The following is a 26,349-nucleotide window of genomic DNA, read 5'->3' on the forward strand; positions in this document are numbered from 1 at the left end:
AGAAAGGGCCTGTATACTATACAGGCCCTTTCTTTCTATTAACGATTATCAATTGTTTCCGGATATAGATCGTGGTTCATCATGCGGTAGTCAGCCATTTGTTCATACTTCGTACCTGGGCGCCCGTAGTTGCAGTATGGATCAATTGAAATGCCACCACGTGGTGTGAATTTCCCCCATACCTCAATATAACGCGGATCCATTAATTTAATTAAATCGTTCATAATAACGTTCATGCAATCTTCGTGGAAATCACCATGATTGCGGAAACTAAATAAATACAACTTTAAAGATTTACTCTCTACCATTTTTTGCTCTGGAATATAGCTAATATAAATTGTTGCAAAATCTGGTTGTCCTGTTTTCGGGCATAAACTTGTAAATTCAGGACAATTGAATTTTACAAAATAATCACGGTTTGGATGATTATTATCAAATACCTCTAATATTTCTGGGCTATATTCAAATAAATATTTTGTATTTTGATTCCCTAGTAATGTTACATCTTTTAAATCTTCATCTAATCTTCCTGTCATTTTAAACATCCCTTCTCGTTATACGCCGCGCTTATTTCCCCATACTAACGCATGAAGCTGAGGCAATACTTTTGCATCATTCATCTCTTTACAATTTACAGCTTTATCAATCAGCCATTCATACTTATCTAATAATTTTTTTATAAGCATCGCATCATCCACTGTTTTTGTATCATCGTTTCCTACTTGTAAGAAAAATGGTACCTTTGGATAACGTTCGTGCATCTTAACTGCATATTCAAAATCATGATCATCGAATACTACTACTTTTAAACTAATATCTTTTCCTGCTAGTTTCTGAATAATAGCATCTAACTTATGAAAATCTGTTTTCATCGTTGAACTTGGTGGTTTTGGAGAAATTGTTACCTCATCAATTTGAAGTAACCAATCTTGCCATTTACTCCCTTGCGTTTCAATTGCCGTTCGCATTCCATTTTCTTTTAATATAGAAAGAAGAAACTCAATATTTTTCAGTAATGCCGGATTTCCACCTGAAATCGTAACATGAGAAAAATTTTCTCCTCCAATTGCAACAAGCTCATCCCAAATATCTTCTGGTGTCATCTGTCTAATTTGATCTTTAGCTGATCCATCCCACGTAAAAGCAGAATCACACCAAGCACAGCTATAATCACAACCAGCTGTACGGATAAACATTGTTTTTTGCCCTACAACCATTCCTTCACCTTGAATAGTCGGACCGAATATTTCTAAGACAGGGATTTTACTCATCAAGCATCCACTCCCGTCTTACTTCCGCATAACTAGTCGGCGTCTCAAATAGACGAACAAATTCAACGCGAGCTCCTTTATATTCGTTCACTCGATTCTCTTTTGTTAGTGCTTCTGCCATCTTTTCATAAATCCAAACGACCATATTTTCAGCAGTCGTATTCATTGCAGGTAACGTTTCGTTTAAATAACGATGATCTAGATAAATTTCGATTTCATTTTTCCAAATTTCTTTTATATCTCCAAAGTCAATTGCAAGACCTATTTCATTTACATATCCACTAATTCCAAATACAACTTTATATGTGTGACCGTGTAAGTTTTTACATTTCCCTTCATAACAGTGTAAATGGTGTGCTGCATCAAATGTAAATTCCTTGCTGACCATTACTCTTTTATTATGGTATTTGAGTTGTTTACGCTGAATATCCTTGTCCATTTTTTGCAAATTCTCTACGATGCGAAATCCAAAAAAGTTATCCATTAGTTATTCGCTCCTTCGCGTTCTTGTAGGTACGTATCTAATCCTGCTTTACGAAGTTGACATGCTGGACATTCACCGCAACCATCACCAATGATTCCGTTATAACATGTTAATGTTTTTTCTCGAACAAACTCAAATGCTCCAAGTTCATCTGATAATTTCCATGTTTCAGCCTTATCAATCCACATAAGTGGCGTGTGAATGACAAACGGGTAATCCATAGATAAATTTAAAGTAACATTTAACGATTTCACAAACACGTCACGGCAGTCTGGATAACCACTGAAATCAGTTTCACATACACCCGTTACAATATGACGTGCTCCAACTTGTTTTGCTAATACAGCAGCAAATGATAAGAAGAGTAAATTTCGTCCATCTACAAATGTCGATGGCAATTCACCTTCTTCATGTGTAATCTCCATATCCGTTCTGGTTAACGCATTTGGAGCAAGTTGATTTAATAGACTCATATCTAGTACCGTATGCTTTATTCCTAGTTCTTTTGCAATTTCCGCTGCACAATCAATTTCTAGCTTATGACGTTGATTGTAATTAAACGTTACAGCTTCTACCTCTGCAAACTGCTCTATTGCCCAAAATAAACATGTCGTACTATCTTGTCCTCCACTAAAAACAACAACTGCTTTTTCTTTTTTCATTTCACTCATTCTCCTTCTCTACTATAAATAAGAAGAAAGAACGTTCTTGAACTGTCACAATAAAAAAACAAAACAATACCTAAGGATATTGTTGTTTCCATAGTTTTTTATAGAGGGAGTTCGCGAACCTCTCCCGCGCGATGCACGGAATTTCTTCTTTCATTGACACAGCTTATTGTAACATATTGTATACTAGCGTAAAAATTTCTGATTTTTCCGCTATTTATTATTTCATTTCTTTCATTTTATAGTATGATTAATTTAATCTAAGAAGAGAGGAGGCATCCCACTGAAATCCTTTATTATTTATCTCTTTTTAAATATATTATTCATCCTGATTACAATGCTCGTATATCATTTATTTTGGAATCAAAAAGGGAAACGCTCTCCTAAATTAAATTCAGCTATATTCATTGTACTCTGTTGCCTTGCTACCGTACTCTGTATTACATTTGCAGCAAAAACAAATAATGGTTTTCAATTTGATATGCGCCATATTGTATTAATTGTCGGTACATTAACGGGAGGGCCTATTGCTGGTGGTTCTATCTTAGTTGTATTAAACATATATCGCTTATTATTAGGTGGGGTAGGTGTTTTCCCATCTCTTATCGGTTCTGTTCTTCTATTTATTGTTCTACTATTAACATATAAATTTTTTAATCAAACTTCTAATCGTATAAAAATAACACTTGCTATTATCTACAGTCTCACATACGGATTTAGTTGGATACCCTTCTTCCTTTCAAAGGTTACAAATAAGACTGATTATATACTGCATATTATTGTGTATGAGTTATGTTCAATGCTTGGTACGATTCTAATTTTATATTTACTGCACATATTACAAACTCAAGTTCGTCTCCAAAACGAACTTATAAATGCTGAAAAGTTTCATTTAATTGGTGAAATGGCAGCGTCTATCTCTCATGAAATTCGCAATCCATTAACTTCAACGAAAGGTTTTTTACAACTGTTACAATCAGATACCTGTACTGAGCAGGAACGAAAATTGTATATCGACATTGCCATTAACGGCATCGAACAAGCAAATCATGTTCTTACAGATTATTTAACCTTTGCTAAACCAAGCATTGAAAAAGAACAAACATTACAGTTAGAAGAAGAATTACTACATGCATTGTCGTTAATTACACCGCTTACTAATTTAACAAATGTACGTACTCATTATATAAAGCAAAGCACTTCTTTTTTTATCGCTGGTGAAAAGCAAAAACTAAATCAATGTTTATTAAATATTTTAAAAAATTGCATTGAGGCTATGCCAAAAGGCGGTGATCTTTATTTCACATTAGTTCCTGATCATAAGCATATTCAGTTATATATAAAAGATACAGGAGTCAGTATGGATTCAGAACAAGTAAAACGTCTTGGCTCTCCTTTTTATTCAACGAAAGAAAAAGGTACTGGACTTGGAATGATGGTCGTATTCAGTGTTGTTCAAGCTATGAATGGAAAAATTGATATTATAAGTGAAAAAGGAATCGGTACAACCTTTTTATTAACTTTTCCACTCATACAAAAAACGTGATGAAATACTCATCACGTTTTTTCTGTTCCTTCAACTAATTCAGCAAAAGCTTTCACTTTTCCGTGCGGTTGTTGATTTTCTTTACGTGCTTTCCAGGCGCGCTCTTCTTCTCGCTTCTTCTTAGACATGTTTTTTCAACTCCTTCTTTTCTTTCTCCATGTAGTATTCCAAAATAAGAAAGAAAACTATGCACGTATCAAAAAAGAAGTGGTTTCCCACTTCTTCCACTTTAGCGTTGCAAAATTGCATGTTTCGCCTCTTTTAACTGCGTAAGATGTCTTTGTTCATGCAAATCAAGAAATTGAACCCATTGATACAAATTCAGATCATTAAAAACAGGATGCTTTAATCCATTTTCAAATAAATCTTTTTCATCTATAACACTATGAAGCGCGTGTAATAGTTCTTGGCGTGAATGTTCTAGCAATTGAATTCCTTGCTGTTTTTTCATTAAAGTTTCTGTTGGTTGCATTTGCTGAGGAGCTTCTCGTTTATGTGTGCGATCAAGCGTAAGTTGGAGGTCTTTAAATGGAGTCATGTTTCTTTCCTTTTTTTGTAAAGCATATACAAGGGCAGACGTGACAGATTGTTCAACTAAATGCAAGTGGTGTAAAATTTGAATAATGCTCCATTTATCACGGCGTGGCTTTACATTCACTTCTGTGTCATTTAACATCTCAATTTCTGATAATAGCGTGCTTCGAGTAGACTGTAATGAGTTTACTAAACTTTCTAAACTTACATCCATATTAGATTGAAGCATACTTGTTCCCCCCTTTTGTTTGTGAAAAGAGGTGCTCCTTATTAGAAACACCTCTTTAGTATTCTGAATTTTCTTTTATTATCTCATCATTTTCCCATTATGTCGATGTTAAACATGTGAAAAAAAGCGCATGTTTTTTACAATTTTGTGTCGTCAATCGCATGTAACCATGCTTCAATTTCTGTAATAACACTTTTCACACAGCCTTCAGCAAATGGTGATGTTAAATTTGCAACTTCTACTAATTCTAAGAACGATTTACTTCCACCTTGTTGGCACAGATTCACATAATCTTCCCAAGCCTCTTGTCTATTATCTCTTGCACGTTTCCAAAATTGTAGCGCACAAATTTGAGCAAGCGTGTAATCAATATAATAGAACGGTGAGCTATAAATATGCCCTTGACGTTGCCAAAAACCACCGCGCTCTAAATAATCATTATCCTCATAATCACGATGTGGTAAATATTTCTTCTCTATGTTACGCCATGCTGTCTTACGCTCTTCAGGTGATGCTTCAGGATTTTCATATACATAATGTTGATATTCATCAACAGATACACCATAAGGTAAAAACAGAAGTGCTGAACTTAAGTGAGAGAAGTAATATTTATCTGCATCTTCTTCAAAGAATAGCTTCATCCATGGCCATGTAAAGAATTCCATACTCATAGAGTGGATTTCACATGCCTCATATGTTGGCCAATTATATTCTGGAATTTCAAATTTACGACTTTCATATACTTGGAAAGCATGACCTGCTTCATGTGTTAATACATCAATGTCACCAGATGTTCCATTGAAGTTTGAGAAAATAAATGGCGCTTTATAATTCTCAATATATGTACAATATCCGCCACCAGCTTTTCCTTTTTTCGCAACTAAATCTAATAAATCATTATCTAGCATGAAATTGAAAAATTCATCTGTTTCAATCGATAACTCTTTATACATTGTCTTTCCATGATCAACAATCCAATCCGCATCTCCTTTTGGAGTTGGGTTACCTGTAGCAAACTCAAAGTTTTCGTCGTAATAAGCTAACTTCTCTACACCGATACGTGCTTGTTGTCGCTTTCTTAATTCCGTTGTAACGGGAACGATATAATCTAGCACTTGCTGACGGTAATTAGCCACCATCTCCGCATTATAATCTGTACGGTACATTCTTGCATATCCAAGTTCAACAAAGGTTTTGAAACCTAAAGATTTTGCGATTTTCGTTCTCACTTTAACAAGCTCATCATAAATACGATCTAGTTCTTCCTCATTTCCAGCTAAAAATCCGTAGTATGCTTCACTTGCTGCTTTACGTTCGCTTCTTTCTTTTCCTTGCATAAACGGAATCAGTTGCGATAACGTTCTTTCTTCTCCAGCAAAGTCAATTTTTGCAGATGCTAATAACTGTGTATATTGCGATGATAATTTATTTTCTAATTGTAAATCTTTCACGACTTCATCTGAATATGTTTTTAAATCACATTCTGCTAGAGCAAATAATTGTTTTCCATAATACGCCTCTAATTCTTCACGAAATGGAGAATTAATGAGTGCCTTATAATATTTTGTACCATATCCTTGTACAACTGGAGAGAATTCATCAAAGAAATCCTGCTCCTCCTTATAAAAAGTATCCGTCGTATCAACAGAATGGCGAATGTAACAAAGGTTTCCCATTGTACCAAAATCGTTGCGAATCTCATTAATTGAATGAATGACTTGTTTTTGTTCTTCTACAGTTTTTGCGTTATCAAACTTCTCTAAAGCAACAGTAAATTTCTCTTTTAACTCTTCAATATTTGGGCGTTTATATTCATAGTCTTTAAATGACATGAACGAGCCTCCTCTCCATTACATACCTTTATTATAATTCAATACGTATTCTCGAATCCCCTCTTAATTTTCAACAAATTTCGGCAGTGACTGCCATGAGTTCATTACAAATAAAAAAGCCTTGGATTTATTTATCCAAAGCTCCTTTGGAACATATTATTTTTCATACTTCCCAATTTTTTTTAATAAATCAAGTAATTCATCTTTTTCATCTTTCGTTAACATTTCAAAAGACTGATGTATAACTTTCTCATGCCCCGGAAAAATAGAAGCAATAAAGTTCTCGCCAGACTCAGTTAATTGCGCGTAAATAACACGTCTGTCATTCGGACATGGGATTCTCTTTACTAATCCCTTTTTCTCCAACTTATCTACAACATATGTAATGCTGCCACTAGCTATTAAAATGCGCTCACCAATTTGCTGGAGTGGTTGACCGCCTTTATGATATAGCAGTTCTAATACAGCAAATTCAGTTGGATTTAACCCGTTACTTTGTATAGATTTATTTGTAGTATCCATAACAGAACGATGTACACGAGATAATGCAATAAATACTTTTAAAGATTGAGAAATATCTTCTCGTTCATTATTTGATGTCATACAACTTTCAACCCTTCACTTAAATTCTCAGCAATAAAAAGAAAATACCACTTCATACTTCATGTGAATTCCGAATGAGCATTCACTCATCCATTTCCTCTCCCCTAATATATTAAAAATCATTCTTGAATAAAAACATGACAATTTTAACATAGTTTATATATAATGATAATAAAAAAAGAAGGAGTACCACATTTGAAAGTCAAATTCCAAAGCATAATTATATATATATTGCTTGTTATCCTACCGACAATAGGGATTGGTGCTACATTTTATTCGTATCATACATATAAAATGAAACAGGAAAACAAATTATCTGCTCATACAGTTCTCTTTTTATATAGAGATTATTTGGATCATCATCTTGGTGAAGCAATTTCTGCTTTAGACATGCTTGCAAAAGTTGTAGGCACCGAGACTGGTAATATAAATGGCATTAAACAAATTGTACATGATACAGATGGAAACGATGCACGCTTTTCTGGTCTATATTACGCTACACCAGAAGGAGTCATTACAATCGCATCTGAAGATGAATCAAAGCCTATAGATGTTTCAGACCGTAAATATATTCAAGACGCGCTCCAAACTAAAAAAACCACTGTATCATCAGTCATTACTGATCGCGTTCTTGGACATAAAGCTATTATGATTGCTGCCCCCATATTTAATAAACAGAAGGAGCTCTCAGGATTATTATTAGCTAGTTTACGCTTTGATTACATTTCCTCTTCTTTAAATGCCATTAAACCACAATACCATTTTGAGGTAACTGATAAACATGATGTAGTTTTTCTAACCGATGATAATAACGACACAAGTGATACGCATTCTAATATGCTTACTACCCCACTCCAAAGATTAAATTGGAAGGTCTCTGTTTCTCCATTACCCATTCATCAAAAAACCTTATACCAGTGGGTTGCAATAGAGTGTATAGCTACTTTATTTTTAATGTCTATTTTATTTTTGCTTGCTCAATATATGTTGTTAAAACGTCAAACAAAACTTGAAAGACAACAAAATGAACTACAGAAAATTGAATTAGTTGGAACTTTTGCAGCGAGTACAGCACACGAAATCCGTAATCCTCTTACTGGAATTAAAGGACTCGTCGCTCTATTAAAAGAGAAATATAAAGATGAACAAGATCAGTTCTACTTTTCCGTAATTGAACAAGAAATAGAGCGAATCAATGAAATTGTAAGTGAATTTCTTATTCTAGGAAAGCCAACCGCCATCATCGAACAAACATATGATGTAAGAACAATTCTAAATGAGGTAGCATTAATTATTCAATCTGAGGCGAATTTACATAACATTGTATTCCATTTACATTTGCCAGACCATCCTGTTCATATCCGTTGTTCGAAAGACCATATGAAACAAGTGGTTTTAAACATTACCAAAAATGCAATTGAGGCCATGACTTCTAATGATACACTAACCATTGTAGTAAAAAACAATGAAACACACGCACAACTGCATATTACAGATACTGGAAAAGGGATTCCGCAACATATTCAAAAACACCTCTTTCATCCGTTCTTTACTAATAAAGATACTGGAACAGGTCTTGGACTTGTCATATGTAAACGAATTGTAGAGATGTATAATGGGCATATTTTTATCGACAGTACAGAAAATGAAGGAACGACAGTTCATATCGAAATTCCGTTACACATAGTATAATTATCCTTATCCTATAAGGGTAATTATACTTATTTCATAAAACCAGCCACAAGCATTCGCCAAAAATTATTTGATTTTCCTTCATACCCGATTTGGAAAATAGGTATTTTTATAATTGAAAACCATTTCGGTGTTTGTTTTTCTTTATAACATTGATATTGTAAAATAAGCTTGTCCAATTCTTGACTAACTTGAATTGTCTCCCTACTATTTAGCCCACTTGTTAATCCTAGTTGAATCATTTCTTCACGTTTCATATGAATATCACGTGAAAGCTTTTCTAATGTGTACTTCCTTTTTACAGTAAACATCCATATCCCCCTTATTATACTTCCATGCTCTTAACTTCACTTCTCCATTGACTTTTTTTAACTACTTAATCATATGCAAATTTGAAGAATCAGAAAATTTAACATTTTCTCCCTGTAATTTACAAATCTTTACCCTCACTTTGAGAATTATTACAAATTATTCTATCTTTGTAAATACATTCGCAATAATAGACATTTTTTTCATCTTCTTTTTTTATAAATTCTACGTAAACCGGGGATTCTTAATTTTCCACCTACTTTTCTTCGACATTTTTTGTTTAATTTATATAAAAAAGCAAAACATAATGATGATTGATAAAGTGAAACTTTAATCAGTGTTTTTTTGTTCAGCCCCCACTGATAATTAGCATTCACCAATCGGGTAGGCAGTGAATCTCCCACCTATCCAGCCCAATGTTGAGGTGGGAGTCTTACTACCCACAAATAGCAGGATAACAATAGAAAGGAAATATTTATATGCGAAAATATACGATTGCATTATTCATCATTGTTTTGTTTTTACCGTCTTTCTTATTTCCTATTCAAGCAAATGCTCATACGAATAAAGTTGCTATTGTCATTGATGATTTCGGTAATAATATGAAGGGGACTAATCAAATGTTATCACTTCCCATTCCACTCACTGTTGCTGTTATGCCTTTTCTTCCTTCCACAAAAGAAGACGCAATAGCTGCCCATAAGAAAGGCCATGAAGTTATTATACATATGCCAATGGAACCTATAAAAGGTAAAAAAGAATGGCTTGGGCCGAAAGCAATTACAACTGATTTAAGCGATGAAGAAATAAACAACCGACTTGAACAAGCCATTCAAGAAGTACCGCATGCAATTGGAATGAACAATCATATGGGGTCAAAAGTAACAGCGGATGAAAGAATTGTTCGCCTTATACTTGCTGCTTGTAAAAAACACGGTTTATTTTACTTAGATAGTAAAACGAATCCTAATAGTGTCGTCCCAAAAATCGGAAAAGAATTAGGAGTTCCTATTATTGAAAACCAACTATTTTTTGATGATGTGTATACAGCAGGACATATTTCAAAACAAGCCCAATTACTCATCAAAAAAATTCAAGAAAAACCTATTATGGTAGCTATCGGGCATGTGGGCCCCCCAGGTGAAATTACATCACGCGTTATTGAAACTTCTATCCCTAAAATTCGTGAGCATGCAGACTTTATTTTCTTATCTGATCTAGCATTATCCCCGCCTCCTGTTTCAAAATAAAGTTCATTACTCACATATAATCAGCCCTCACCAATTGGGCTTTTACAGGTAACACCCGCCCACCTAACTTCTTTGCTTTCACCAAATTTTGAGGCGTGGATTTTACTACCCACAAATAGTGGGACAAAAAAGTACCTATCTATATATAACAGATAGGTACTTTTCTTTTTAACTTAAATATAATCTACGTGACTCACTCTGAATCCTTTTTTCTCTATTTTTCCGATTAATTGCTTTAATTTTGTTTCATCTAACTCATCTGATATATTTACAATAACGCGGCGGATATATTGATCACCGTTATCTAGCGTAAATAGGCCACCGATATTATATGCTTTTAACAATGTCCCAAGCTCTTTAATCGTTCCCTTACAATCTTGTGTTGCAATTGTTAATATATAACCACCTGTTCGCATACCAAATGAATCTTCAATAACATCAAATATATTCGAATGCGTTAACATACCGACAAATTCATTATAATCATTTAGCACGGCTAAAAACGGAAGCCGACGAATTACATAAAAGGCTCTGAAGAAGGAATCCTTTTCAAAAATAAATGCATTGGAATCGCCGAGCATATCCCCTGCACTTACATGCTCTAATCCGCTATTGCATTTTTTTTCTAATAAATCTACTTTATAAATAATCCCCGTGAATTTCTTCTCATCTTCTGCTAATACCGGGATGGCTCGAAATCCCGTTTCGTTCATCATTTGCAGTGCCTCTTCACCAGAATCATTTATTTTGCAAAATGTTACTTGCTGCTTTGGCAGAAAATGATATTTAACTCGCAAAATATGTTCCTCCTTACATGTCAACATGTAATCTATATATAATAAGGAGACCTATATTTTATGAGTGAAATTATTTTTAAAACGCTTTCATTTATTTATTAACTTGTAGCTATATCACATCCATTTTTATATAACAGAGCTCCTTGCCCCCTTAATCATTAATAACTTTACATGATAGTTCATTAAATATTCTATACCCTCTAGCCATTTTTTCGCCTCTTCTGGCGTTTTTCCCCACACAATCATGCCGTAATTATGAACAAGAACTACTCCTCCACCTTCAATGAAATTCGGAACATTCCTTTCTAATAAATCAGCGAATTTTTTTTCATCTTCTACAATTGGAATTGTCATTTCTGTTATACCTTCTTTTCCGAAAACACGCTCCACACTGCGTTTATCGAACGTTACTTCTCCTTCTTCCCCATATAACTCTGATATTAAATGACTATCTACAGTCTGCACTTGTAAAATACATCCTGCACTACTTTTTTTATAAATATCCGCATGCATAAATGACTCTGCAGCTGGTTTTTCTTCATTTTCAAATACTGACTCGCACATGCAATTTACGACAATAAAATCTTCTTCCGAAAATAGCCCTTTATCTCTTCCTTCAACATTTACTAAGAATGTTAACGGCTCTTTTGACGTACATAGCGATAAGCTAATTTTGGTACCATAAAACCAATCACGAAGTGCCAATTCAGATTTCACATCTTTTAATTCATTCCATTTCTTCAGAAAAAATAACATTTCGTCACCCCCGGCATAATATTCATATAAGGTTCGAATCCTTTCTATGTAAAAGGAATATTTTTTGATTATTCTAAAAATTAATTGAATTATCACATGAGAACGCTTTTTTGTCAATATAGTTTCGTGGTTCTTCTTTAAAATAGGCTATTCATATGTCTATACTCCTATCTATTTCCTATTTCATTTTGTACATAAAAATACGCTACTCTTTAATTAAAGAATAGCGTATTTTCCTCATTTTTTATTCCGCATTAACGGGCAGCCCGATTAGTGAGGGCTAATAATCAGTGGGGAATGAACAAAACCCCCACTGATTAAAGTTTCACTTTATTTCTTTATTGCATTATATAAAAACCGTGCATATTGTTCACGTGTTACGAAATTATCTCCTAAAAAATTCCCTTCCCCATCGCCTTTTGATATTTTATTATCCACTAAAGCTTTCACATATCCTTTCGCCCAATGGTCATTTGGTATATCTTTAAAATTCTCTGCACTATTTTCATTTTCTTTTAACTGAAATACTCTTTGTAATACTACTGACATTTCATATCGAGTTAATACTCCATCTGGACGGAACATACCATTTCCATAGCCTGTCATAATTCCAGCTTGAACCACTGCATCAATAGCCGTTTCATACATATTTCCTTTCGTATCTGTAAATGCCGTTTTTGGTACTAGATTATTTTCTAATTTTAAATACCTTTGTATTAGAAGAGCTACTTGTCCACGAGTAATGTTATCACCAAATCCAAATTCACCATTTCCATAGCCTATAAATAATTTTTCTTTCGCTAAGTAATTAATTGCTTCTTCTGACCAATGTCCCTTTGGTACATCTTTAAATTCTACCACTTCTGTTTTCTCATCTTCTTTAGACGTATTACCGTCTTTACTTTCTACTACATTTTGAATAACAGACCCTGTAAAGAAAATTCCTGTATCCGCGAATGGATCTTTCACACCAAATTCATATATTTTCTCACCTGGTGTACTCCATTTCACTACACCATTACTATACGTACCGTTATCGCTCTTCAGACGGATTTTCGTAGAAACCTCACCATCTTTTTCATATATAGGTACTTTTACTTCTTTATTTACTTCTGTTTCCTCTAAAAATACTTTTTGATTTTGGACATTAATATAAGCCGTCTTACTTAGTTCTATAACTGGTCGGACATCACGGATTTCATTTGCAACAAAACTTAGAAATACTAATTTTTTCAAATTACTAACTGGTGATAAGTCTGAAATATAATTCGCTTCTAAATCAAGCTTTTGTAAGTTTACTAAACTTGATAATGGCGTAATATCCTTTAACTCATTGTTAGGTAAGTGTAATTGTTTTAACTGTGTCATCTTACTTAGAGGAGTAACATCTTTTATTTCATTTTTCCCGATCCACAATTCTTCTAATTGCTTCATTTGCTCAATGCCGGATAAATCTTTAACTTTATTACGTGTTAATACTAAGTCTGTTAAAGGTAATGAATATAACGCTTTAATATCTTCAATTTGATTACCTGCTAAAGTTAAGTATGTTACATTTTTCAAAGCGCTTAATGGAGCAACGTTCGTAATTTTATTATTTGCTAAATTCAAGTAATCTAGTTGTTCCATTTTCGCTAATGCTGTTACATCTTCTATTTGGTTGCCTGATAGAAATAAACTTTTTACATTTTTCATTTCAGTTAGTGGTGCAACGTTTGTAATTTTATTATTACTTAAATCAAGAGATTCTAAATTATCCATCTTAACAAGTGGCGTTACATCTGAAAATTCATTACCACGCAAAGCTAAATGACTTAATTGCTTTAAGTTCGCAAAGAACGACGGATCTTTTATCTTCGCATTCGCAACTGTTAAAGATTTTAAATTTGGCATATATTTTAATGCACTATAATCAAGTATCTCATTCGTATTTAAAAACAAATCCTTTACTTGTAATAACTCTTCTTTCGTAATTGGTGTATTTAAATCTTTTCTATTAAATACTTTTTTATTCACAAGTTCTCTTAATTTGTTATCTGTTATCATATTTTGATTATCAACTGGATTATCCGTTTCCGTATTGCCTGAATTAGAGTTATCATCTGGTTTCTCTGTTTCTTTGTTACCTACAGTTGGATCTTTAATTTCAAATTGAACTTGATATTTGTGATCATATCCAATAGCTGGAATAAGTATATGCATTTGCATATTGTGCTTCTTCTCAAACTCACCAATTTCAAATTGAACTACTTTCGTTCCATTCTTCCTCTTATCTTCTGACAAAACCTTCACATCATGAAATACACCAGGCTGGTTTCTATCTTCTATTCTAAGATATTGAAAATAATCACTATCTTGCATTGTTACAGTGACAATTTTTTTGCCAGCTGCAATCGTTACTTTAGGATCTTTTATATATTGAGAAACCATAGATGGCTCATCTTTTTGGTCCTTATATATTTTAATCTCAGTATCATACGTGCGATCACTCGCTGCTGCTACCGATTGATTTGCTTCAACTTTTAATGCCGCTAATGCTGGAGTAGAGTAAGTAGCAAATGGAATTGCTAATGTTGTCGCTACTACTAGCGCCTTCATGTAATTTTTTTTCAAAATAATATCCCCTATCATATATAATCTTTACAATTGATAAGTATTATCAATTGTCCACAAATAAATGATAATGAATATCATTATCATTGTCAATGAGAATATTACATTAAATTTATATTTTTAAAGATAAAAAATAAAAAAGCCCTTTATTCAAAGGGCTTTTTTACCTATCGTATGAAGAATTTCACTTTTTTCCTTCTCATTGATGACACCGATTTTTTGCAAAATATTCGCGTACAATACAAGTTTATTATATATTCGTTCTGACATGTTCTCCCTTCTTTCCTTCGACCAACTTTTTTTGTATTGGTAAATTATATGAAAGAGGTGAGAAAATGTGTCCACTTTTTGCATAACTGCAAATCTTTTATTTTACGATTTACAGATAATAAAACTCCCTCCTAAAAATTAGGCGGGAGTTTATGTGCTTTCACTGTATTTAACAAACTGTCCACTGAATATTATGCTTCTTAAGTTCTTCTTCAAAGCTATATGGCATTTTTTTATCACAAATTACGTGTTGAATACGCGAAATTGCTGCTATACGATAATTCCCTTTCACGCCTACCTTCGTATGATCACATAAAATATATGTTTTCTCAGCTAATTTCATCATCGCCTCTGACAATTTCGCTTTCTCTAATTCAAAGCTGGAAACTCCAAAACTAGGTAATAACCCATCAATCGAAACGAACGCTTTATGAAAATGAAATTGCTGTATGACTTGCTGAGAAATAGACCCTGATACACGCGAATGCTTTGGAGATACTTTTCCACCTATAAACAAAACTTCACCGTGAAACATCTTTTTATTAATAGAAGAAATTAATTGTGTTGCGACTGGAAATGAACTTGTTACAATCGTTAAGTTTTTACGATGAACAAGGTATGGAACCATTTGAAGCGGTGTACTTCCATCATCAATTGCAATGACATCACCGTCTTCTACAAATGTCGCTGCTTTATAACCAATTCTTTTCTTCTCTTCTATATGTAGCATTTCTCTTTCTAACATTGGTGCCTCTACTCCAGCGCCTGGAAGTTGAACAGCTCCACCATACACTTTTTTCAGCTTCTTTTCACGATCTAATTCTTCTAAATATCGACGAATCGTTTCTGTTGATACAGCAAATTCTCTCGCTAATTCTGAAACCTTTACTTTCCCTTTAAATTCTACCTTTTCAAGAATGGTTCGCTTTCTTTCTTCTCCTACTACAGACATAGCTTCACCTCATTTATATCTCCCTTATAAACGTCCTTACTTATACAAAGCTATAATTTTCTTTATAAGTAGAAACTTCTTCATGAATATGAATACCGCGCTTTGCTAGCTCATCAAAAATCAATTGTGGATTTTCAAAGGCTTCTTCAGGCGTAACAACACCCACCCTATTTACATTTCCATTTGCAATTAACTCTGCAGCAATCCCAAATGGAATACCGACGTTTCTCGTATACGCTCTTAATTTTTCCCATCCTACAACAGAACCATCAGATAACGGATGTGTATGATATAACACATGTCTTTGCTTCTCATTATTTTTCATACCTATTACTTCTACATGAAGTGCATAACCATAAAGCTCTGTTTCTTGCCCTTCTTTCGATTGCAATAAATACTGTGAAATACAATCCATAATGCCTATTTCTTTCCCGTTTATTTCAATCTGATCATTACGCAATATGCCGTAATCATATAAAGCACGTACAAGTTGCATATTTTGCTGTGGCCAAGTTCCTCTCGTCTCTATCAGTTTGACACCTTTATTTTCTAATGCCTTTGCTAGCGTAATCGTTTCAGAATGCGGAATGATATACTGCGTTGCCTTACCATAAGGCTCTGGCAATTCTATTTCTCTCGGACGCGCAAACGGAGGTACTTGCTTAAATTCACCATCTTCATACACTGTACGCGATGGTAAATATGGATCATATTCATATGTCGTTGTCTCTGTAATTGATGCAGAAAAAGCAATCGGACGATACGAACCGTGACTTACACGGACAGACTCTACAGTATTCAATTGATTTGCTGCATGCATTGCCATCATTTGCGTTACACCCGGCGTCATGCCAAATCCAGGTAAACATATCTTTTCATTTTCAACAAATATAGCATGCGATTCATTTTCTTCACCAAATCCATTTAAGTTCACACCGTGACATCCTGCTTCTGCAATACAGCGGGTCGACAATCTGTTTAACTTTATCGTCGTACCGTCCATTACAATGTCATAACCAATCATTTTTGCAACCGTATCCTCGTGATCCGTTACATCTACTTTTACAAAATCAACACGAGGGTCGTTGAGCCATTCTACTACTTTACGGCCCTCTACCTCGTTAAAATCAGCTACTGTAATTGTCTCAAAAGATGAAAATTGAACTAAATCCAAAATAGCTTCGCGACAAATTTTACCTGCTCCACCTAAGCAAAACACTTTCACCCAATAACAGCTCCTTTAGCAATACTATCAACTAAGCGATTAATATCTTGTTCATGTACATCACCGATATTTCCAATGCGGAACGTATCTACTTTCGAAATTTTCCCAGGGTAAATAACAAATCCATAACGCTTTAATTCGTTATATAACTGTTGAAACTCGAATCCCTCTTTTGGATAAATGAAAGATGTAATAATAGGAGATTGGTATTCCTCATCTACTAGTGGCTTAAATCCGATTTCTCCCATTCTATTTACTAGTAGTTTTTGATTGTTGTAATATCGATTGTAACGCGCTCTTACTCCTCCCTCTTTTTCTAGTTCAAGTAGTGCTTGATAAAAAGCATGTACAACATGTGTAGGTGAAGTAAAACGCCATTTCCCATTTTGTTTTTCCATCGTTTCCCATTGATCATATAAATCAAGAGATAAAGAGCGTCCTTGCCCTTTACACTTCAATAATTCATCACGTTTTGCGATTACAAATCCGAATCCAGGAACCCCTTGAATACACTTATTCGCACTACTAATTAAAAAATCAATTTGTAAATCAGCAATGTCTATTTCAATCCCGCCGAAACTACTCATCGCATCAACAATTGTAACCTTTCCATACTGTTTTCCTAATTTACATACATCTACAATTGGATTTATAATGCCTGTCGTCGTTTCGCAATGAACAACTGCAATATGCGTAATCTCTTTATCTTCTTGCAATAACTTCTCTACTTCTACAATATTAGTAGGTTCCCACTCTTCTGTTTGACTGACCACTACATCAATCTGTAACATCTCTGCCATTTGCACAATGCGCTTACCGTACGCACCATTTGTACAAACGAGAATCTTCCCATTTGCCGGAATAACAGAACCAATTACTGCTTCAACTGAAAACGTACCGCTTCCTTGCATTAACACTGTTGTATATTTCTCTTCTTCCTTCGTCGCTAACGATACAAGTTTAGCTCTTACTTCTTGCACCATCGTATTATATTCATCATCCCACGTACACCAATCGTATAGCATAACTTCTTTTACTGATTTTGTTGTCGTTAATGGTCCTGGTGTTAATAATAAGTAGTGATTTTCAGTCATGATCCTATTCCCCTTTTATGAAATAATAAGTTCTTGTTTCTCGATATGTTCCATTACGCTTTCGAGTTCCTGCATCGTTTCTATCGTAAAGTGCGCCCCATTTTCAACGAAACGATTGCGAACTACTTCTATTTTTTCACGAAGTTCTACCGAATCCATATTCTCCACTTCTTCTTCCGTTAAACCGAGCTCGCTACTGCCAAGAATTACACCAACTGTCCACATTCCAGCATTTCTACCTTCTTTCATATCTGATACTGTGTCCCCAACTTTTATCATATGGTTCATCGGATACACACCAAGTTCCATTGCATTTTTATAGCACATCCATGGATATGGACGGCCTGCTGGAACATCATCTGGCGTAACAAGAAAATCAGGTTTATATCCTTGTAACGCTGCTTCCTTTGCTACAATATCCATCATTTCTCTCGTATAACCAGTCGTTGAACCAATTTTAATTCCTCTTTCACGTAAAGAAGCAATCACTTCTTTTACTCCATTAATCGGCGAAGCATAGCGCGGTAAAATAGCGAAGAGAATCTCTTCAAATTCTTCATACATCTCCTGAATGTCTGCTTCTGTTGGTAATTGTCGGAAAACACGATTCCACTCACTCGCAATACGAGGCATCTCAGTAAGTGCCCTTACATGATCTATTTTTAATAACCCCATTGGCTTACGAGCTTCTTCTGCTGTAATTGCTACACCCCGTTTATGAAAAATCTCCATGAATACTTCTAGTGGTGCAAAACATCCGTAATCAACTGTTGTCCCTGCCCAATCAAAAATAACTGCTTCAATTTTCATTCTGTCCATCACCTTTCTTACTTATCTTTTTTGCCATTGTGAAGTTCGGTTACGAAGTGCTTTCGTTCCCCATTCATATACAACTCTTACTACAATATTTGTAACAACAATAAGCACACTCATTGCAGCTGCTGGCGCCACATTTCCTGCATCATCCATATTTACGATTGATACGGCAGCTAGTTTAAAATCAGCTGCATATAGGAATACAACTGCCGATACAGTTACCATTGAATTTACGAAGTAGTACATTACCATTTCTAAAATTGCTGGTAAACACATTGGTACCGTTACTCTAAAGAATGTTTTATAAAACGGAATACCCATCGACTGTGAAACAAGCTCAAACTCTCGATCTAATTTCTTTAAAGCAGTCGTTGCCGTGACAAATGTTACAGAATAAAAATGAATGATATTTACTAGTACTAACACAGCGATTGTTCCGTATAAAGAATGAAACGGGTTCGTTACTGATAGTCCCAAAATTTGAATCGTTGGTTGACTAAAGAAAAAGACATATCCTAATCCGAGTACTAAACCTGGTATGGCTAAAGGAACGATAGAGAAAAAGTAACCTGTTTTTCGGAAGAATTGTAGCTGGTCTATTTTCTCAATTGCATATGCAAATACAAATGTTAAAATCGCCCCAATAACTGCTGTAACTGCTGAAACAATTACGCTATTTTTAAATGCTTCAAGTCCATCTCCTGTTAAACTCGAAAAATTAAAATGCTCAAATGTAAAACTCATATTATATGGCCATACTTTCACACTTGCAGCAATACCAACTGCCACAAATAACAGAATGATCATAAATGTAATCACACTACAGTATATGAATGAGATGACATCTCTTTTCTTATTAGCTATTATTCTGTATGGTACTGCTTTTGAAGATAAGAAATTCGCCTGCTTTCTTTGCGTAATACGATCAACTGCAAATGCGAATATAGCTGGGATTAATAAAATCATTCCAACTGTTGCACCCATCGACATATTTTGCTGTCCAATTACTTGTTTGTATACGTCAGTAGCAAGCACATTATATTGTCCACCAACAATTTTTGGTGCCCCAAAATCAGTGAAACTAAGTGTAAACACAACAAACATTGCACTAATTAATCCGTACTTTACACTAGGTAAAGTAACCGTGAAAAATTGTTTTGTTTTACTCGCCCCTAGCATATTAGAAGCTTCATATAAACGATAATCGGATCCTTGAAAGGCAATTAGTAATATGAGAAAGGCTTGCGGAAATGTATACATAACTTCAGCTATTACAATTCCTACTGGTCCATATAAAGGGATTTGTATACCTTCAAATAACCCAAACATTCCTTTCGTTACTAGCCCTTGATTACCAAATAAATATGTAAGTGCTATACCGTGCATCATCGTTGGTGCAAACAATGGTAATAACGCTACATACTGAAATACACGCTTTCCAAAAACATTCGTACGGGCAATTGCATATGCGTAAACGAATGCAATTGAAACTGAAATAATTGTTGTTGCGCCCGAAATCCATACCGTATTTTGTAAAGACTGAACTAAAGTCGGTGTTGTGAAATATTTACTGAAATTCGCTAAACCAATGAAAACTCCATCTTTATTATAAAAAGCTTGTGTAAATAGTTGTAATAGTGGTAATACAAGTATGATAAGGAAGGAAAGAATCATACCGATAATTACAAGCCTTTGGATCCATTCCTCTTTCCCTATACTTCTCTTAATCTTTTTTTTCGCACTTTCTACCTTGTAGTTTTCTAACATCTCCATCTATACAATGACCTTCTTTCCATATGACAACATATGATTTTCTGAGAAAGAGATTTGAATCGGCTTTCCTTTTCTAATATCAGCTACTTCTGATGCTAATATATCCACTACAATTTTCTCATTATAAAGGTGTGTGTTTTCTTCTACGACTCGCACTTCCGTTCGATATACAGATCCACGAAATTCCATACTTTCCACAACTGTTTTAATACCGTCCTTTTGTACAATTGTTACATGTTCAGGACGAATTGCATGCTCTTCGTTATTTTTCGAAAAGAAATTAATAGAACCAATAAAATCTGCCACAAACGGATTGGCTGGTCTTTGATAAATCTCCTGTGGTGTTCCAATCTGCATAATTTCCGCATGATTCATTACAACAATTTTATCAGCCATCGTTAATGCCTCTTCTTGATCATGCGTGACCATAATAGTTGTTACTCCTACTTTCTCTTGCAAATCACGCATTTCTCTACGTAACTTTTCACGTACTTTCGCATCTAAAGCAGATAACGGCTCATCGAGTAACAAAATATCTGGAGACAGAGCGAGCGCACGTGCAAGTGCCACTCGCTGCTGTTGTCCACCAGACATTTGAGCAGGATATTTATCTTTTACATTCAGCAAATCTACAAGTTTTAACGCCTCTAGCGCTTTCTCTTTTACTTCTGCTTTTCCATATTTTTTTGTCTTTAAGCCGTATTCAATATTTTCAAGTGCTGTTAAATTCGGAAATAATGCATACGATTGAAACACCATTCCGAAGTTTCTCTTTCCAGGAGGTAATGCTGTAATATCTTTTCCATTCACAGCTATACTACCTGTTGTTGCCTCTTCTAGCCCTGCTAAAATTCGAAGCAATGTCGTTTTCCCACAACCACTTGGGCCTAATAAACATACAAACTCATTTTTGTTCACAGTAAAAGAAATATCTTTTAACGCTGTAAATACATCAAACTGTTTTTGAATGTGTTGAATTGATAAATATTCGCTCATTTTTTCTCTCTCCCACTCACTTACTTTTTCGGTTCTGCTTTTTGGCCAAACTCTTTTTCCCATTTTTCTAAAATTTTGTCACGATTTTCTGCTGCCCACTTAAAGTCATTCTTTTTGTATAACTTTTCTGTTACATCTTTAGGGAATCCATCTGGAAGTTTATAATCATTTTTAATTGTCGCAAATCCATTTTTCTCGAAGTATAACTTCATTACATCATCAGTAATCGCCCAATCTAAAAATGCTTGCGCTAATTTTTCATTTTTTGCATTATCTTTTTTAATAAGTGCGTTCGCTTCTACTTCCCAACCTAATCCTTCTTTCGGCAATACAACTTCAACTGGTGCACCTTTTTGTTTCTCTTTCAAAGCACTATAAACCATTGATACGCCAACTGGATATTCACCCGCTCCTGCTAATTTTGCTGGTTTTGATCCTGAATGCGTATAACTTGCCATATTATCATGAAGTTTCTTCATGTAATCCCAGCCTTTATCTTCACCCATGATTTGTAGCCATGCAGAAACTGTTAAAAATCCTGTTCCAGATGATGCTGGATGTGGCATAACAAGTGTTCCTTTATACTCTGGTTTCGTTAAATCTTCATATGATTCTGGCATCGGTAAATTTTTCTTCTTTAACTCTTCTTTATTTACAGCAATCCCCGTCATAAATGCAGTATTTCCTACCCATTTTTCAGGTTGCTTATCATCTTTAAATTGTGGAAGAACACGATCTGCTCCTTTTGGAGAGTATCCTTTTAACATATCTTTTTTATCTAAAGCTAATAGACTTGATGCCGCAGTTCCCCATACAACATCGGCTTGTGTATTTTTCCCTTCAGCTAGTAATTTCGCAGTAATAACTCCTGTTGAATCACGTACAATGTTCAATTTCACATCAGGATATTTCTTTTTAAAGGAATCAAGATAAATTGGTACAAGCTCTTCTTCAATTGCTGTGTAAACAGTTAATGATCCAGATAATTTGTCATCTTTCACTTTCGCTCCAGCACTTTCTTCCTTCTTTGCACCACACCCCATTAATAACGAAAATACCATTCCAGTCGCTACAGCTTTAAAGATTGTTTTTTTCACTGTTTCTCTCTCCTTTTACAAATCTTATGTACAACTCAAATATAAACAACTAGTGTAAAAGCAGTATTAAACCAACATTAATCTTTTGTTTGTTGTTTGTTTTTGTGTAATACGTTGCTACTTCTATGTTTTTTCGCATTTTTCTGCTAATAGAAAACACTAAATTTACAAATAATTAAAAAAACCTTTATAATCCCACAAAAAAATGAGGCGTTTGTAAAAAACGCCTCATTTTTGTTTCCCTTTTTTTGAATTACGATTCGCATGCTTTGCGCTATTTTCTCCTTCATACTCTAATGCAAATTCTGCATCTGGTAAGCTTTCTTTCGGAGTTTTATTATTATTGATTGCCGCATTTTGTTTCACTTTTCTTTTTACCAATACATTCACCTGCTCTCAAGAAATCACTTTCTACTCTAGTTTGAAACAACTTAAAATAATTATTACTGGCAAGTGTTAACAAGTACATAAGAGGCGTTAGATGGAAATACTACATATGAAGAAATCATTATAAAAAGGAGCGATAATTTTGAAGAAAAAAGAAAAGATTCAATCACCCATTTTAGACGAAACGCTCCCGCATCAAATGAATTTTCCATCTTTTAAAGGAACAGGAAAAACGATGCAACAACCTTTTGTGAATCAATATAATGTTGTAATTGGAGACAGTAAATATAATTCCGAGAACAGTCCGCTTAACAATTGGAGTGATGAAGTAGATCCTGCCATTATGGCTGGCGATGAGTGGATCCATCCGACAAATGATATTGGGTGGATTTCAGAAGAAAATCAAGAGTTACTAAAAAACGAAGTGGATAATAAAAATGAAGCTTTTATGCATCCACAATTTGGCATTAACGACTAAAAAACCATTCTACCTAACGTAGGTAGAATGGTTTCATACTATCCAATAATAATCCGCTCTTTCGGGTATTTATAGCGAGGTGGTTGTTCCCTTCCACCACTAGCTAAAATAAATGTTAAAATACCAACGCGTCCGATAAACATAAGCACAATAAGTACAAGTTTCCCAACAGTTGTTAAATCAGGCGTAACACCTGTTGATAGTCCCGTCGTTCCGAAAGCAGAACAAACTTCAACAATTAAGCTCATAAGCGGTACATTTTCCGTAATAGATAAAATGAATAGCGCAGTAGCACATAACAAAATCCCCATCGTCATAACGACAGATGCTTTCAGTACATCCTCTTCATGTAGCTGACGTTTGAAGACTCTAACTGTTCTACCGCCCCTTGCAAAGGTGTATAGTGACAATATACTAACAGCAAATGTAGTTGTACGTATTCCGCCCCCAACCGAACTTGGAGATGCCCCTATAAACATTAATATACTCATAAATAAAAGCGTCGGTTGTGATAATTCACGTATATCCATTGTTGCAAGTCCACCACTTCGCGTCGTCACAGATTGGAATAATGTATAAAATACAGTTTCATGCCATGACTTTCCTACTAAAAAATGATTTCTCTCCAGTAAAAAAATCATAATTGTACCAACAACAACAAGTGCAAAAAATGTTGTTGTCGTCAATTTTGTAAATAATGAAAAACGGAATAATTGTTGTCTCCTTTTACTAAGGAATTGTTTCACTTCCATTAGCACAGGGAAACCAATCGCTCCTAAAATAATTAGTAACATATGAATCATTTGAACAATATAATCTTTTTTATACGGAATTAATGATTGTCCTGTTAAATCAAATCCGCCGTTCGTAGTGGCACTAACAGCTGCAAAGAAACCGTGAAAATAAGCTTCTTGCCAAGTCGGAAAGTAAAGTAAAAATCTTGTCCCCAATAAGATTGCTCCAATAAGTTCTATTGAAATAATTACAATTAAAATAGAACGCATCAATTCTACGAGACCCGATAAATTTCCTTGATTATGGTCTGCCATAATTAATCTTCTTCTTTGCAAACCAATCTTTTTCCCCGTAATGATCCAAACAAATGTCCCAAGCGCCATAATTCCTAAGCCGCCTAATTGTAAAATAAGGGCTAAAACAATAATTCCTGCTGTAGTAAACGTATCTGAAATCGTAATAACAGACAGTCCCGTAACACTTACCGCACTAACCGATGTAAAAAGCGCATCTATAAATGTCCATTTCACACCAGGCTTCGTAACAAACGGTAAACTAAGCAATATCACCGATACAACTACCGCTAATAAATAAAACAAAACGATGAGTTGTACAGGACGTAATTTTTGTAAAAACTTTTTTATATCTCTCATTCCATCACTTCGCTACCTTTTTTCTATCGATTAAATAAAGAAAAATCTTTACTTTCTTTATTTGTAAATAACTGCTCAAATAATTTGGCAAAGACCATTCCATATACAGTTCCATTACCTCCATACGGCAATGCATAAAACAAATTATGTATCTTTTCGTCTTCTTTTAAAATGGGGAGACCATCATGAGTACCACCAAATGCGGCTGCCCAATAGTAGTCTGCCTGTATATTTTTATACTGCGGGAACATCTCTTTTACAATATTAATAAGGATATCACGCTTATGCAATAATTTCGTATCACCAATTGTTTGAATTTGTAGCGCTTCATCTAATCCGCCTACAATAATGCGGTTTCGATACGTTCGAAAATATAAGTAGGGCCGTGCCGTTTCCCAAATTAACGATCGCTCATGCCAGCCTTCAAATTGATCTATTTCATTTGTTACAATTGCATAAGAGGTGTCTACTGTTGTATTTTTTTCTTTCTTTCCAAAAAGCGCTTCATAACCTGTCGCCATAATAATATTCTTTGCTACAATTTGATTTCCTGTTTTCGTGTAACAAATTAAATCATTTTTGCGTTTTTTTATATGTATTGCCTCTGTATGTTCATATATATTAGCTCCCATTTGGTTTGCTTTATGCAAAAAACTATACGCTAGTAAATACGGATTCACCTCAGCATCACCTTGCGTATATAACGCTGCTTGTTTTGCAAAAGAATAACGTTTCTTAATATCAGCTTCTGTAAAATATTCAACTGGAAATCCATAATTCTGTAACGTATTATATTCCTCTTGTAAAAATGAGACATCCTCACTTTTACTTGCATAATATAAACTATTTCGCGGAATAAAATGGGGATTAATATCAAGAGTCGGTATAACCGCTTCCATTGTTCTTAGCGCTTCATAACAAAGCTTATATGCTCGTACCCCTTTTTCTTTACCAAATGTATGGATAAGAGAGGTTAACGATTTATCATGAAGAAATTGTAGTAAACCTGTATTAGCAGCTGTGCTACCACACGCAATTGCTCTTTTTTCAATAAGTGTAACACTCATGCCAATTTTCGCTAACGAATGCGCTATATGAGCACCGGCTTCGCCGCTTCCAACTACGAGCACATCACATATCATATCATTTTCTAACAGTGGATAACAAGGTACAGAAACTCCTGTATTCCAAAACAACTTACCCATCATAAGTTTCATAATTATACTCCTAAAATATAAATTTCTCCTTTCTATGTTTTGTTATTTTTCATAAAAAAATCCAACTAACAT

General features: G+C 34.5%; 26 protein-coding genes and 1 riboswitch. Of the genes, 4 read left to right on the forward strand and 22 right to left on the reverse strand.

Translation table 11 applies throughout. From position 1 onward, the window contains the following. Positions 1–38 precede the first annotated feature (38 nt). From queF to queC, 4 genes are read right to left on the reverse strand one after another with little or no spacing between them, the layout of a single operon-like run. Positions 39–536, reverse strand: a complete 498-nt coding sequence (gene queF / locus ACS2CR_RS02680) for a preQ(1) synthase (RefSeq protein ID WP_001986050.1) — start codon at positions 534–536, stop codon at positions 39–41. Positions 537–554: 18 nt separating this feature from the next. Further along, positions 555–1,271, reverse strand: a complete 717-nt coding sequence (gene queE, locus ACS2CR_RS02685; RefSeq protein WP_000036297.1) for a 7-carboxy-7-deazaguanine synthase QueE — start codon at positions 1,269–1,271, stop codon at positions 555–557. Then, the gene (queD, locus tag ACS2CR_RS02690) at positions 1,264–1,755 is read right to left on the reverse strand and encodes a 6-carboxytetrahydropterin synthase QueD (protein ID WP_000368414.1); all 492 of its coding nucleotides are present in this window, start codon (positions 1,753–1,755) and stop codon (positions 1,264–1,266) included. Before queD ends, queE begins: the two co-directional genes overlap by 8 nt. Next, positions 1,755–2,417: a 7-cyano-7-deazaguanine synthase QueC gene (queC, locus tag ACS2CR_RS02695; RefSeq protein ID WP_000711595.1), complete on the reverse strand. Its 663-nt coding sequence runs from the start codon at positions 2,415–2,417 to the stop codon at positions 1,755–1,757. Before queC ends, queD begins: the two co-directional genes overlap by 1 nt. 93 nt (positions 2,418–2,510) lie before the next feature. After that, a riboswitch (PreQ1 riboswitch) is annotated at positions 2,511–2,554 on the reverse strand. 206 nt (positions 2,555–2,760) lie between these two features. On the opposite strand from queC, the gene kinB reads away from it, so the two are divergent. Beyond that, the gene (gene kinB, locus ACS2CR_RS02700) at positions 2,761–3,969 is read left to right on the forward strand and encodes a sporulation sensor histidine kinase KinB (protein WP_153602442.1); all 1,209 of its coding nucleotides are present in this window, start codon (positions 2,761–2,763) and stop codon (positions 3,967–3,969) included. Positions 3,970–3,980: 11 nt separating this feature from the next. On the opposite strand, the gene ACS2CR_RS02705 is transcribed toward kinB, so the two are convergent. The 4 genes from ACS2CR_RS02705 to ACS2CR_RS02720 form a co-directional block, all read right to left on the reverse strand. Further along, entirely contained in the window at positions 3,981–4,097 is a 117-nt protein-coding gene (locus ACS2CR_RS02705) for a DUF6254 family protein (protein ID WP_000038355.1), read from the reverse strand. 101 nt (positions 4,098–4,198) lie between these two features. Further along, complete coding sequence (locus tag ACS2CR_RS02710; protein ID WP_000941970.1) at positions 4,199–4,732, reverse strand: DinB family protein; 534 nt, start codon at positions 4,730–4,732, stop codon at positions 4,199–4,201. Positions 4,733–4,869: 137 nt separating this feature from the next. Continuing rightward, positions 4,870–6,564, reverse strand: a complete 1,695-nt coding sequence (locus ACS2CR_RS02715; protein WP_153602441.1) for a M3 family oligoendopeptidase — start codon at positions 6,562–6,564, stop codon at positions 4,870–4,872. Between the two features lie 156 nt (positions 6,565–6,720). Next, the gene (locus ACS2CR_RS02720) at positions 6,721–7,167 is read right to left on the reverse strand and encodes a MarR family winged helix-turn-helix transcriptional regulator (RefSeq protein ID WP_000203336.1); all 447 of its coding nucleotides are present in this window, start codon (positions 7,165–7,167) and stop codon (positions 6,721–6,723) included. A 195-nt stretch (positions 7,168–7,362) separates the two neighbouring features. Here ACS2CR_RS02720 and ACS2CR_RS02725 point away from each other — a divergent pair, with 195 nt between their 5' ends. Further along, a complete protein-coding gene (locus ACS2CR_RS02725; RefSeq protein WP_000865053.1) occupies positions 7,363–8,859 on the forward strand; it encodes a DUF3149 domain-containing protein in 1,497 nt (498 codons plus the stop codon). A 29-nt stretch (positions 8,860–8,888) separates the two neighbouring features. Here ACS2CR_RS02725 and ACS2CR_RS02730 read toward each other — a convergent pair whose 3' ends face one another. After that, positions 8,889–9,170 (reverse strand): aspartyl-phosphate phosphatase Spo0E family protein, encoded by a 282-nt coding sequence (locus tag ACS2CR_RS02730; protein WP_000495536.1) that lies wholly within the window; start codon positions 9,168–9,170, stop codon positions 8,889–8,891. A 477-nt stretch (positions 9,171–9,647) separates the two neighbouring features. Here ACS2CR_RS02730 and ACS2CR_RS02735 point away from each other — a divergent pair, with 477 nt between their 5' ends. Beyond that, positions 9,648–10,418 carry a divergent polysaccharide deacetylase family protein gene (locus ACS2CR_RS02735; RefSeq protein WP_001234107.1) on the forward strand — a complete coding sequence of 257 codons (771 nt, stop codon included), beginning with the start codon at positions 9,648–9,650 and terminating at the stop codon, positions 10,416–10,418. A gap of 173 nt (positions 10,419–10,591) precedes the next feature. On the opposite strand, the gene cbpA is transcribed toward ACS2CR_RS02735, so the two are convergent. From cbpA to ACS2CR_RS02790, 11 genes are all read right to left on the reverse strand, one after another. Then, the gene (cbpA, locus tag ACS2CR_RS02740; protein WP_053513474.1) at positions 10,592–11,215 is read right to left on the reverse strand and encodes a cyclic di-AMP binding protein CbpA; all 624 of its coding nucleotides are present in this window, start codon (positions 11,213–11,215) and stop codon (positions 10,592–10,594) included. 126 nt (positions 11,216–11,341) lie between these two features. Then, positions 11,342–11,971, reverse strand: coding sequence for a class II aldolase/adducin family protein (locus ACS2CR_RS02745; RefSeq protein WP_000896005.1), 630 nt, complete (start codon positions 11,969–11,971; stop codon positions 11,342–11,344). Positions 11,972–12,301: 330 nt separating this feature from the next. After that, entirely contained in the window at positions 12,302–14,602 is a 2,301-nt protein-coding gene (locus ACS2CR_RS02750; RefSeq protein WP_074643941.1) for an NEAT domain-containing leucine-rich repeat protein, read from the reverse strand. Positions 14,603–15,023: 421 nt separating this feature from the next. Next, a complete protein-coding gene (locus ACS2CR_RS02755) occupies positions 15,024–15,806 on the reverse strand; it encodes a DeoR/GlpR family DNA-binding transcription regulator (RefSeq protein WP_000117667.1) in 783 nt (260 codons plus the stop codon). Positions 15,807–15,846: 40 nt separating this feature from the next. Continuing rightward, positions 15,847–17,031 (reverse strand): saccharopine dehydrogenase family protein, encoded by a 1,185-nt coding sequence (locus ACS2CR_RS02760; protein WP_284559051.1) that lies wholly within the window; start codon positions 17,029–17,031, stop codon positions 15,847–15,849. Next, positions 17,028–18,125 (reverse strand): 2-aminoethylphosphonate--pyruvate transaminase, encoded by a 1,098-nt coding sequence (phnW, locus tag ACS2CR_RS02765; RefSeq protein WP_000138230.1) that lies wholly within the window; start codon positions 18,123–18,125, stop codon positions 17,028–17,030. The genes ACS2CR_RS02760 and phnW overlap by 4 nt, the downstream gene beginning before the upstream one ends. A gap of 15 nt (positions 18,126–18,140) precedes the next feature. Continuing rightward, positions 18,141–18,935 (reverse strand): phosphonoacetaldehyde hydrolase, encoded by a 795-nt coding sequence (gene phnX / locus ACS2CR_RS02770; protein ID WP_000687366.1) that lies wholly within the window; start codon positions 18,933–18,935, stop codon positions 18,141–18,143. Between the two features lie 21 nt (positions 18,936–18,956). Continuing rightward, positions 18,957–20,714: a putative 2-aminoethylphosphonate ABC transporter permease subunit gene (locus ACS2CR_RS02775; protein ID WP_000425514.1), complete on the reverse strand. Its 1,758-nt coding sequence runs from the start codon at positions 20,712–20,714 to the stop codon at positions 18,957–18,959. Continuing rightward, positions 20,715–21,710 (reverse strand): putative 2-aminoethylphosphonate ABC transporter ATP-binding protein, encoded by a 996-nt coding sequence (locus ACS2CR_RS02780; protein WP_053513468.1) that lies wholly within the window; start codon positions 21,708–21,710, stop codon positions 20,715–20,717. Between the two features lie 20 nt (positions 21,711–21,730). After that, a complete protein-coding gene (locus ACS2CR_RS02785; RefSeq protein WP_000750895.1) occupies positions 21,731–22,807 on the reverse strand; it encodes a putative 2-aminoethylphosphonate ABC transporter substrate-binding protein in 1,077 nt (358 codons plus the stop codon). Between the two features lie 228 nt (positions 22,808–23,035). After that, complete coding sequence (locus ACS2CR_RS02790; protein WP_053513465.1) at positions 23,036–23,188, reverse strand: hypothetical protein; 153 nt, start codon at positions 23,186–23,188, stop codon at positions 23,036–23,038. A gap of 148 nt (positions 23,189–23,336) precedes the next feature. Between ACS2CR_RS02790 and ACS2CR_RS02795 the strand changes: the two genes are divergently transcribed. Then, positions 23,337–23,672, forward strand: coding sequence for a DUF3905 domain-containing protein (locus ACS2CR_RS02795; RefSeq protein ID WP_000726028.1), 336 nt, complete (start codon positions 23,337–23,339; stop codon positions 23,670–23,672). 38 nt (positions 23,673–23,710) lie between these two features. Here ACS2CR_RS02795 and ACS2CR_RS02800 read toward each other — a convergent pair whose 3' ends face one another. Together ACS2CR_RS02800 and ACS2CR_RS02805 are read right to left on the reverse strand one after the other, a co-directional pair. Beyond that, positions 23,711–25,060, reverse strand: coding sequence for a TrkH family potassium uptake protein (locus ACS2CR_RS02800; RefSeq protein WP_001204707.1), 1,350 nt, complete (start codon positions 25,058–25,060; stop codon positions 23,711–23,713). Between the two features lie 23 nt (positions 25,061–25,083). Further along, positions 25,084–26,277: an NAD(P)/FAD-dependent oxidoreductase gene (locus ACS2CR_RS02805; protein ID WP_048568817.1), complete on the reverse strand. Its 1,194-nt coding sequence runs from the start codon at positions 26,275–26,277 to the stop codon at positions 25,084–25,086. Between the last annotated feature and the right edge of the window lie 72 nt (positions 26,278–26,349).

The sequence above is a fragment of the Bacillus cereus group sp. BceL291 genome (assembly GCF_051776705.1).
In the GTDB taxonomy this organism is placed as follows: Bacteria; Bacillota; Bacilli; order Bacillales; family Bacillaceae_G; genus Bacillus_A; species Bacillus_A cereus.

What these genes read in the sequence shown, in the direction of transcription:
- queD (WP_000368414.1), bottom strand. Translation starts at nt 1,755, where the DNA reads ATGGATAACTTTTTTGGATTTCGCATCGTAGAGAATTTGCAAAAAATG.
- ACS2CR_RS02710 (WP_000941970.1), bottom strand. Translation starts at nt 4,732, where the DNA reads ATGCTTCAATCTAATATGGATGTAAGTTTAGAAAGTTTAGTAAACTCA.
- ACS2CR_RS02705 (WP_000038355.1), bottom strand. Translation starts at nt 4,097, where the DNA reads ATGTCTAAGAAGAAGCGAGAAGAAGAGCGCGCCTGGAAAGCACGTAAA.
- queF (WP_001986050.1), bottom strand. Translation starts at nt 536, where the DNA reads ATGACAGGAAGATTAGATGAAGATTTAAAAGATGTAACATTACTAGGG.
- ACS2CR_RS02800 (WP_001204707.1), bottom strand. Translation starts at nt 25,060, where the DNA reads ATGAGAGATATAAAAAAGTTTTTACAAAAATTACGTCCTGTACAACTC.
- phnX (WP_000687366.1), bottom strand. Translation starts at nt 18,935, where the DNA reads ATGAAAATTGAAGCAGTTATTTTTGATTGGGCAGGGACAACAGTTGAT.
- ACS2CR_RS02750 (WP_074643941.1), bottom strand. Translation starts at nt 14,602, where the DNA reads ATGATAGGGGATATTATTTTGAAAAAAAATTACATGAAGGCGCTAGTA.
- queC (WP_000711595.1), bottom strand. Translation starts at nt 2,417, where the DNA reads ATGAAAAAAGAAAAAGCAGTTGTTGTTTTTAGTGGAGGACAAGATAGT.
- ACS2CR_RS02755 (WP_000117667.1), bottom strand. Translation starts at nt 15,806, where the DNA reads ATGTCTGTAGTAGGAGAAGAAAGAAAGCGAACCATTCTTGAAAAGGTA.
- phnW (WP_000138230.1), bottom strand. Translation starts at nt 18,125, where the DNA reads ATGACTGAAAATCACTACTTATTATTAACACCAGGACCATTAACGACA.
- ACS2CR_RS02780 (WP_053513468.1), bottom strand. Translation starts at nt 21,710, where the DNA reads ATGAGCGAATATTTATCAATTCAACACATTCAAAAACAGTTTGATGTA.
- ACS2CR_RS02735 (WP_001234107.1), top strand. Translation starts at nt 9,648, where the DNA reads ATGCGAAAATATACGATTGCATTATTCATCATTGTTTTGTTTTTACCG.
- ACS2CR_RS02720 (WP_000203336.1), bottom strand. Translation starts at nt 7,167, where the DNA reads ATGACATCAAATAATGAACGAGAAGATATTTCTCAATCTTTAAAAGTA.
- kinB (WP_153602442.1), top strand. Translation starts at nt 2,761, where the DNA reads ATGCTCGTATATCATTTATTTTGGAATCAAAAAGGGAAACGCTCTCCT.
- ACS2CR_RS02805 (WP_048568817.1), bottom strand. Translation starts at nt 26,277, where the DNA reads ATGAAACTTATGATGGGTAAGTTGTTTTGGAATACAGGAGTTTCTGTA.
- ACS2CR_RS02730 (WP_000495536.1), bottom strand. Translation starts at nt 9,170, where the DNA reads ATGTTTACTGTAAAAAGGAAGTACACATTAGAAAAGCTTTCACGTGAT.
- ACS2CR_RS02715 (WP_153602441.1), bottom strand. Translation starts at nt 6,564, where the DNA reads ATGTCATTTAAAGACTATGAATATAAACGCCCAAATATTGAAGAGTTA.
- queE (WP_000036297.1), bottom strand. Translation starts at nt 1,271, where the DNA reads ATGAGTAAAATCCCTGTCTTAGAAATATTCGGTCCGACTATTCAAGGT.
- ACS2CR_RS02775 (WP_000425514.1), bottom strand. Translation starts at nt 20,714, where the DNA reads ATGGAGATGTTAGAAAACTACAAGGTAGAAAGTGCGAAAAAAAAGATT.
- ACS2CR_RS02745 (WP_000896005.1), bottom strand. Translation starts at nt 11,971, where the DNA reads ATGTTATTTTTTCTGAAGAAATGGAATGAATTAAAAGATGTGAAATCT.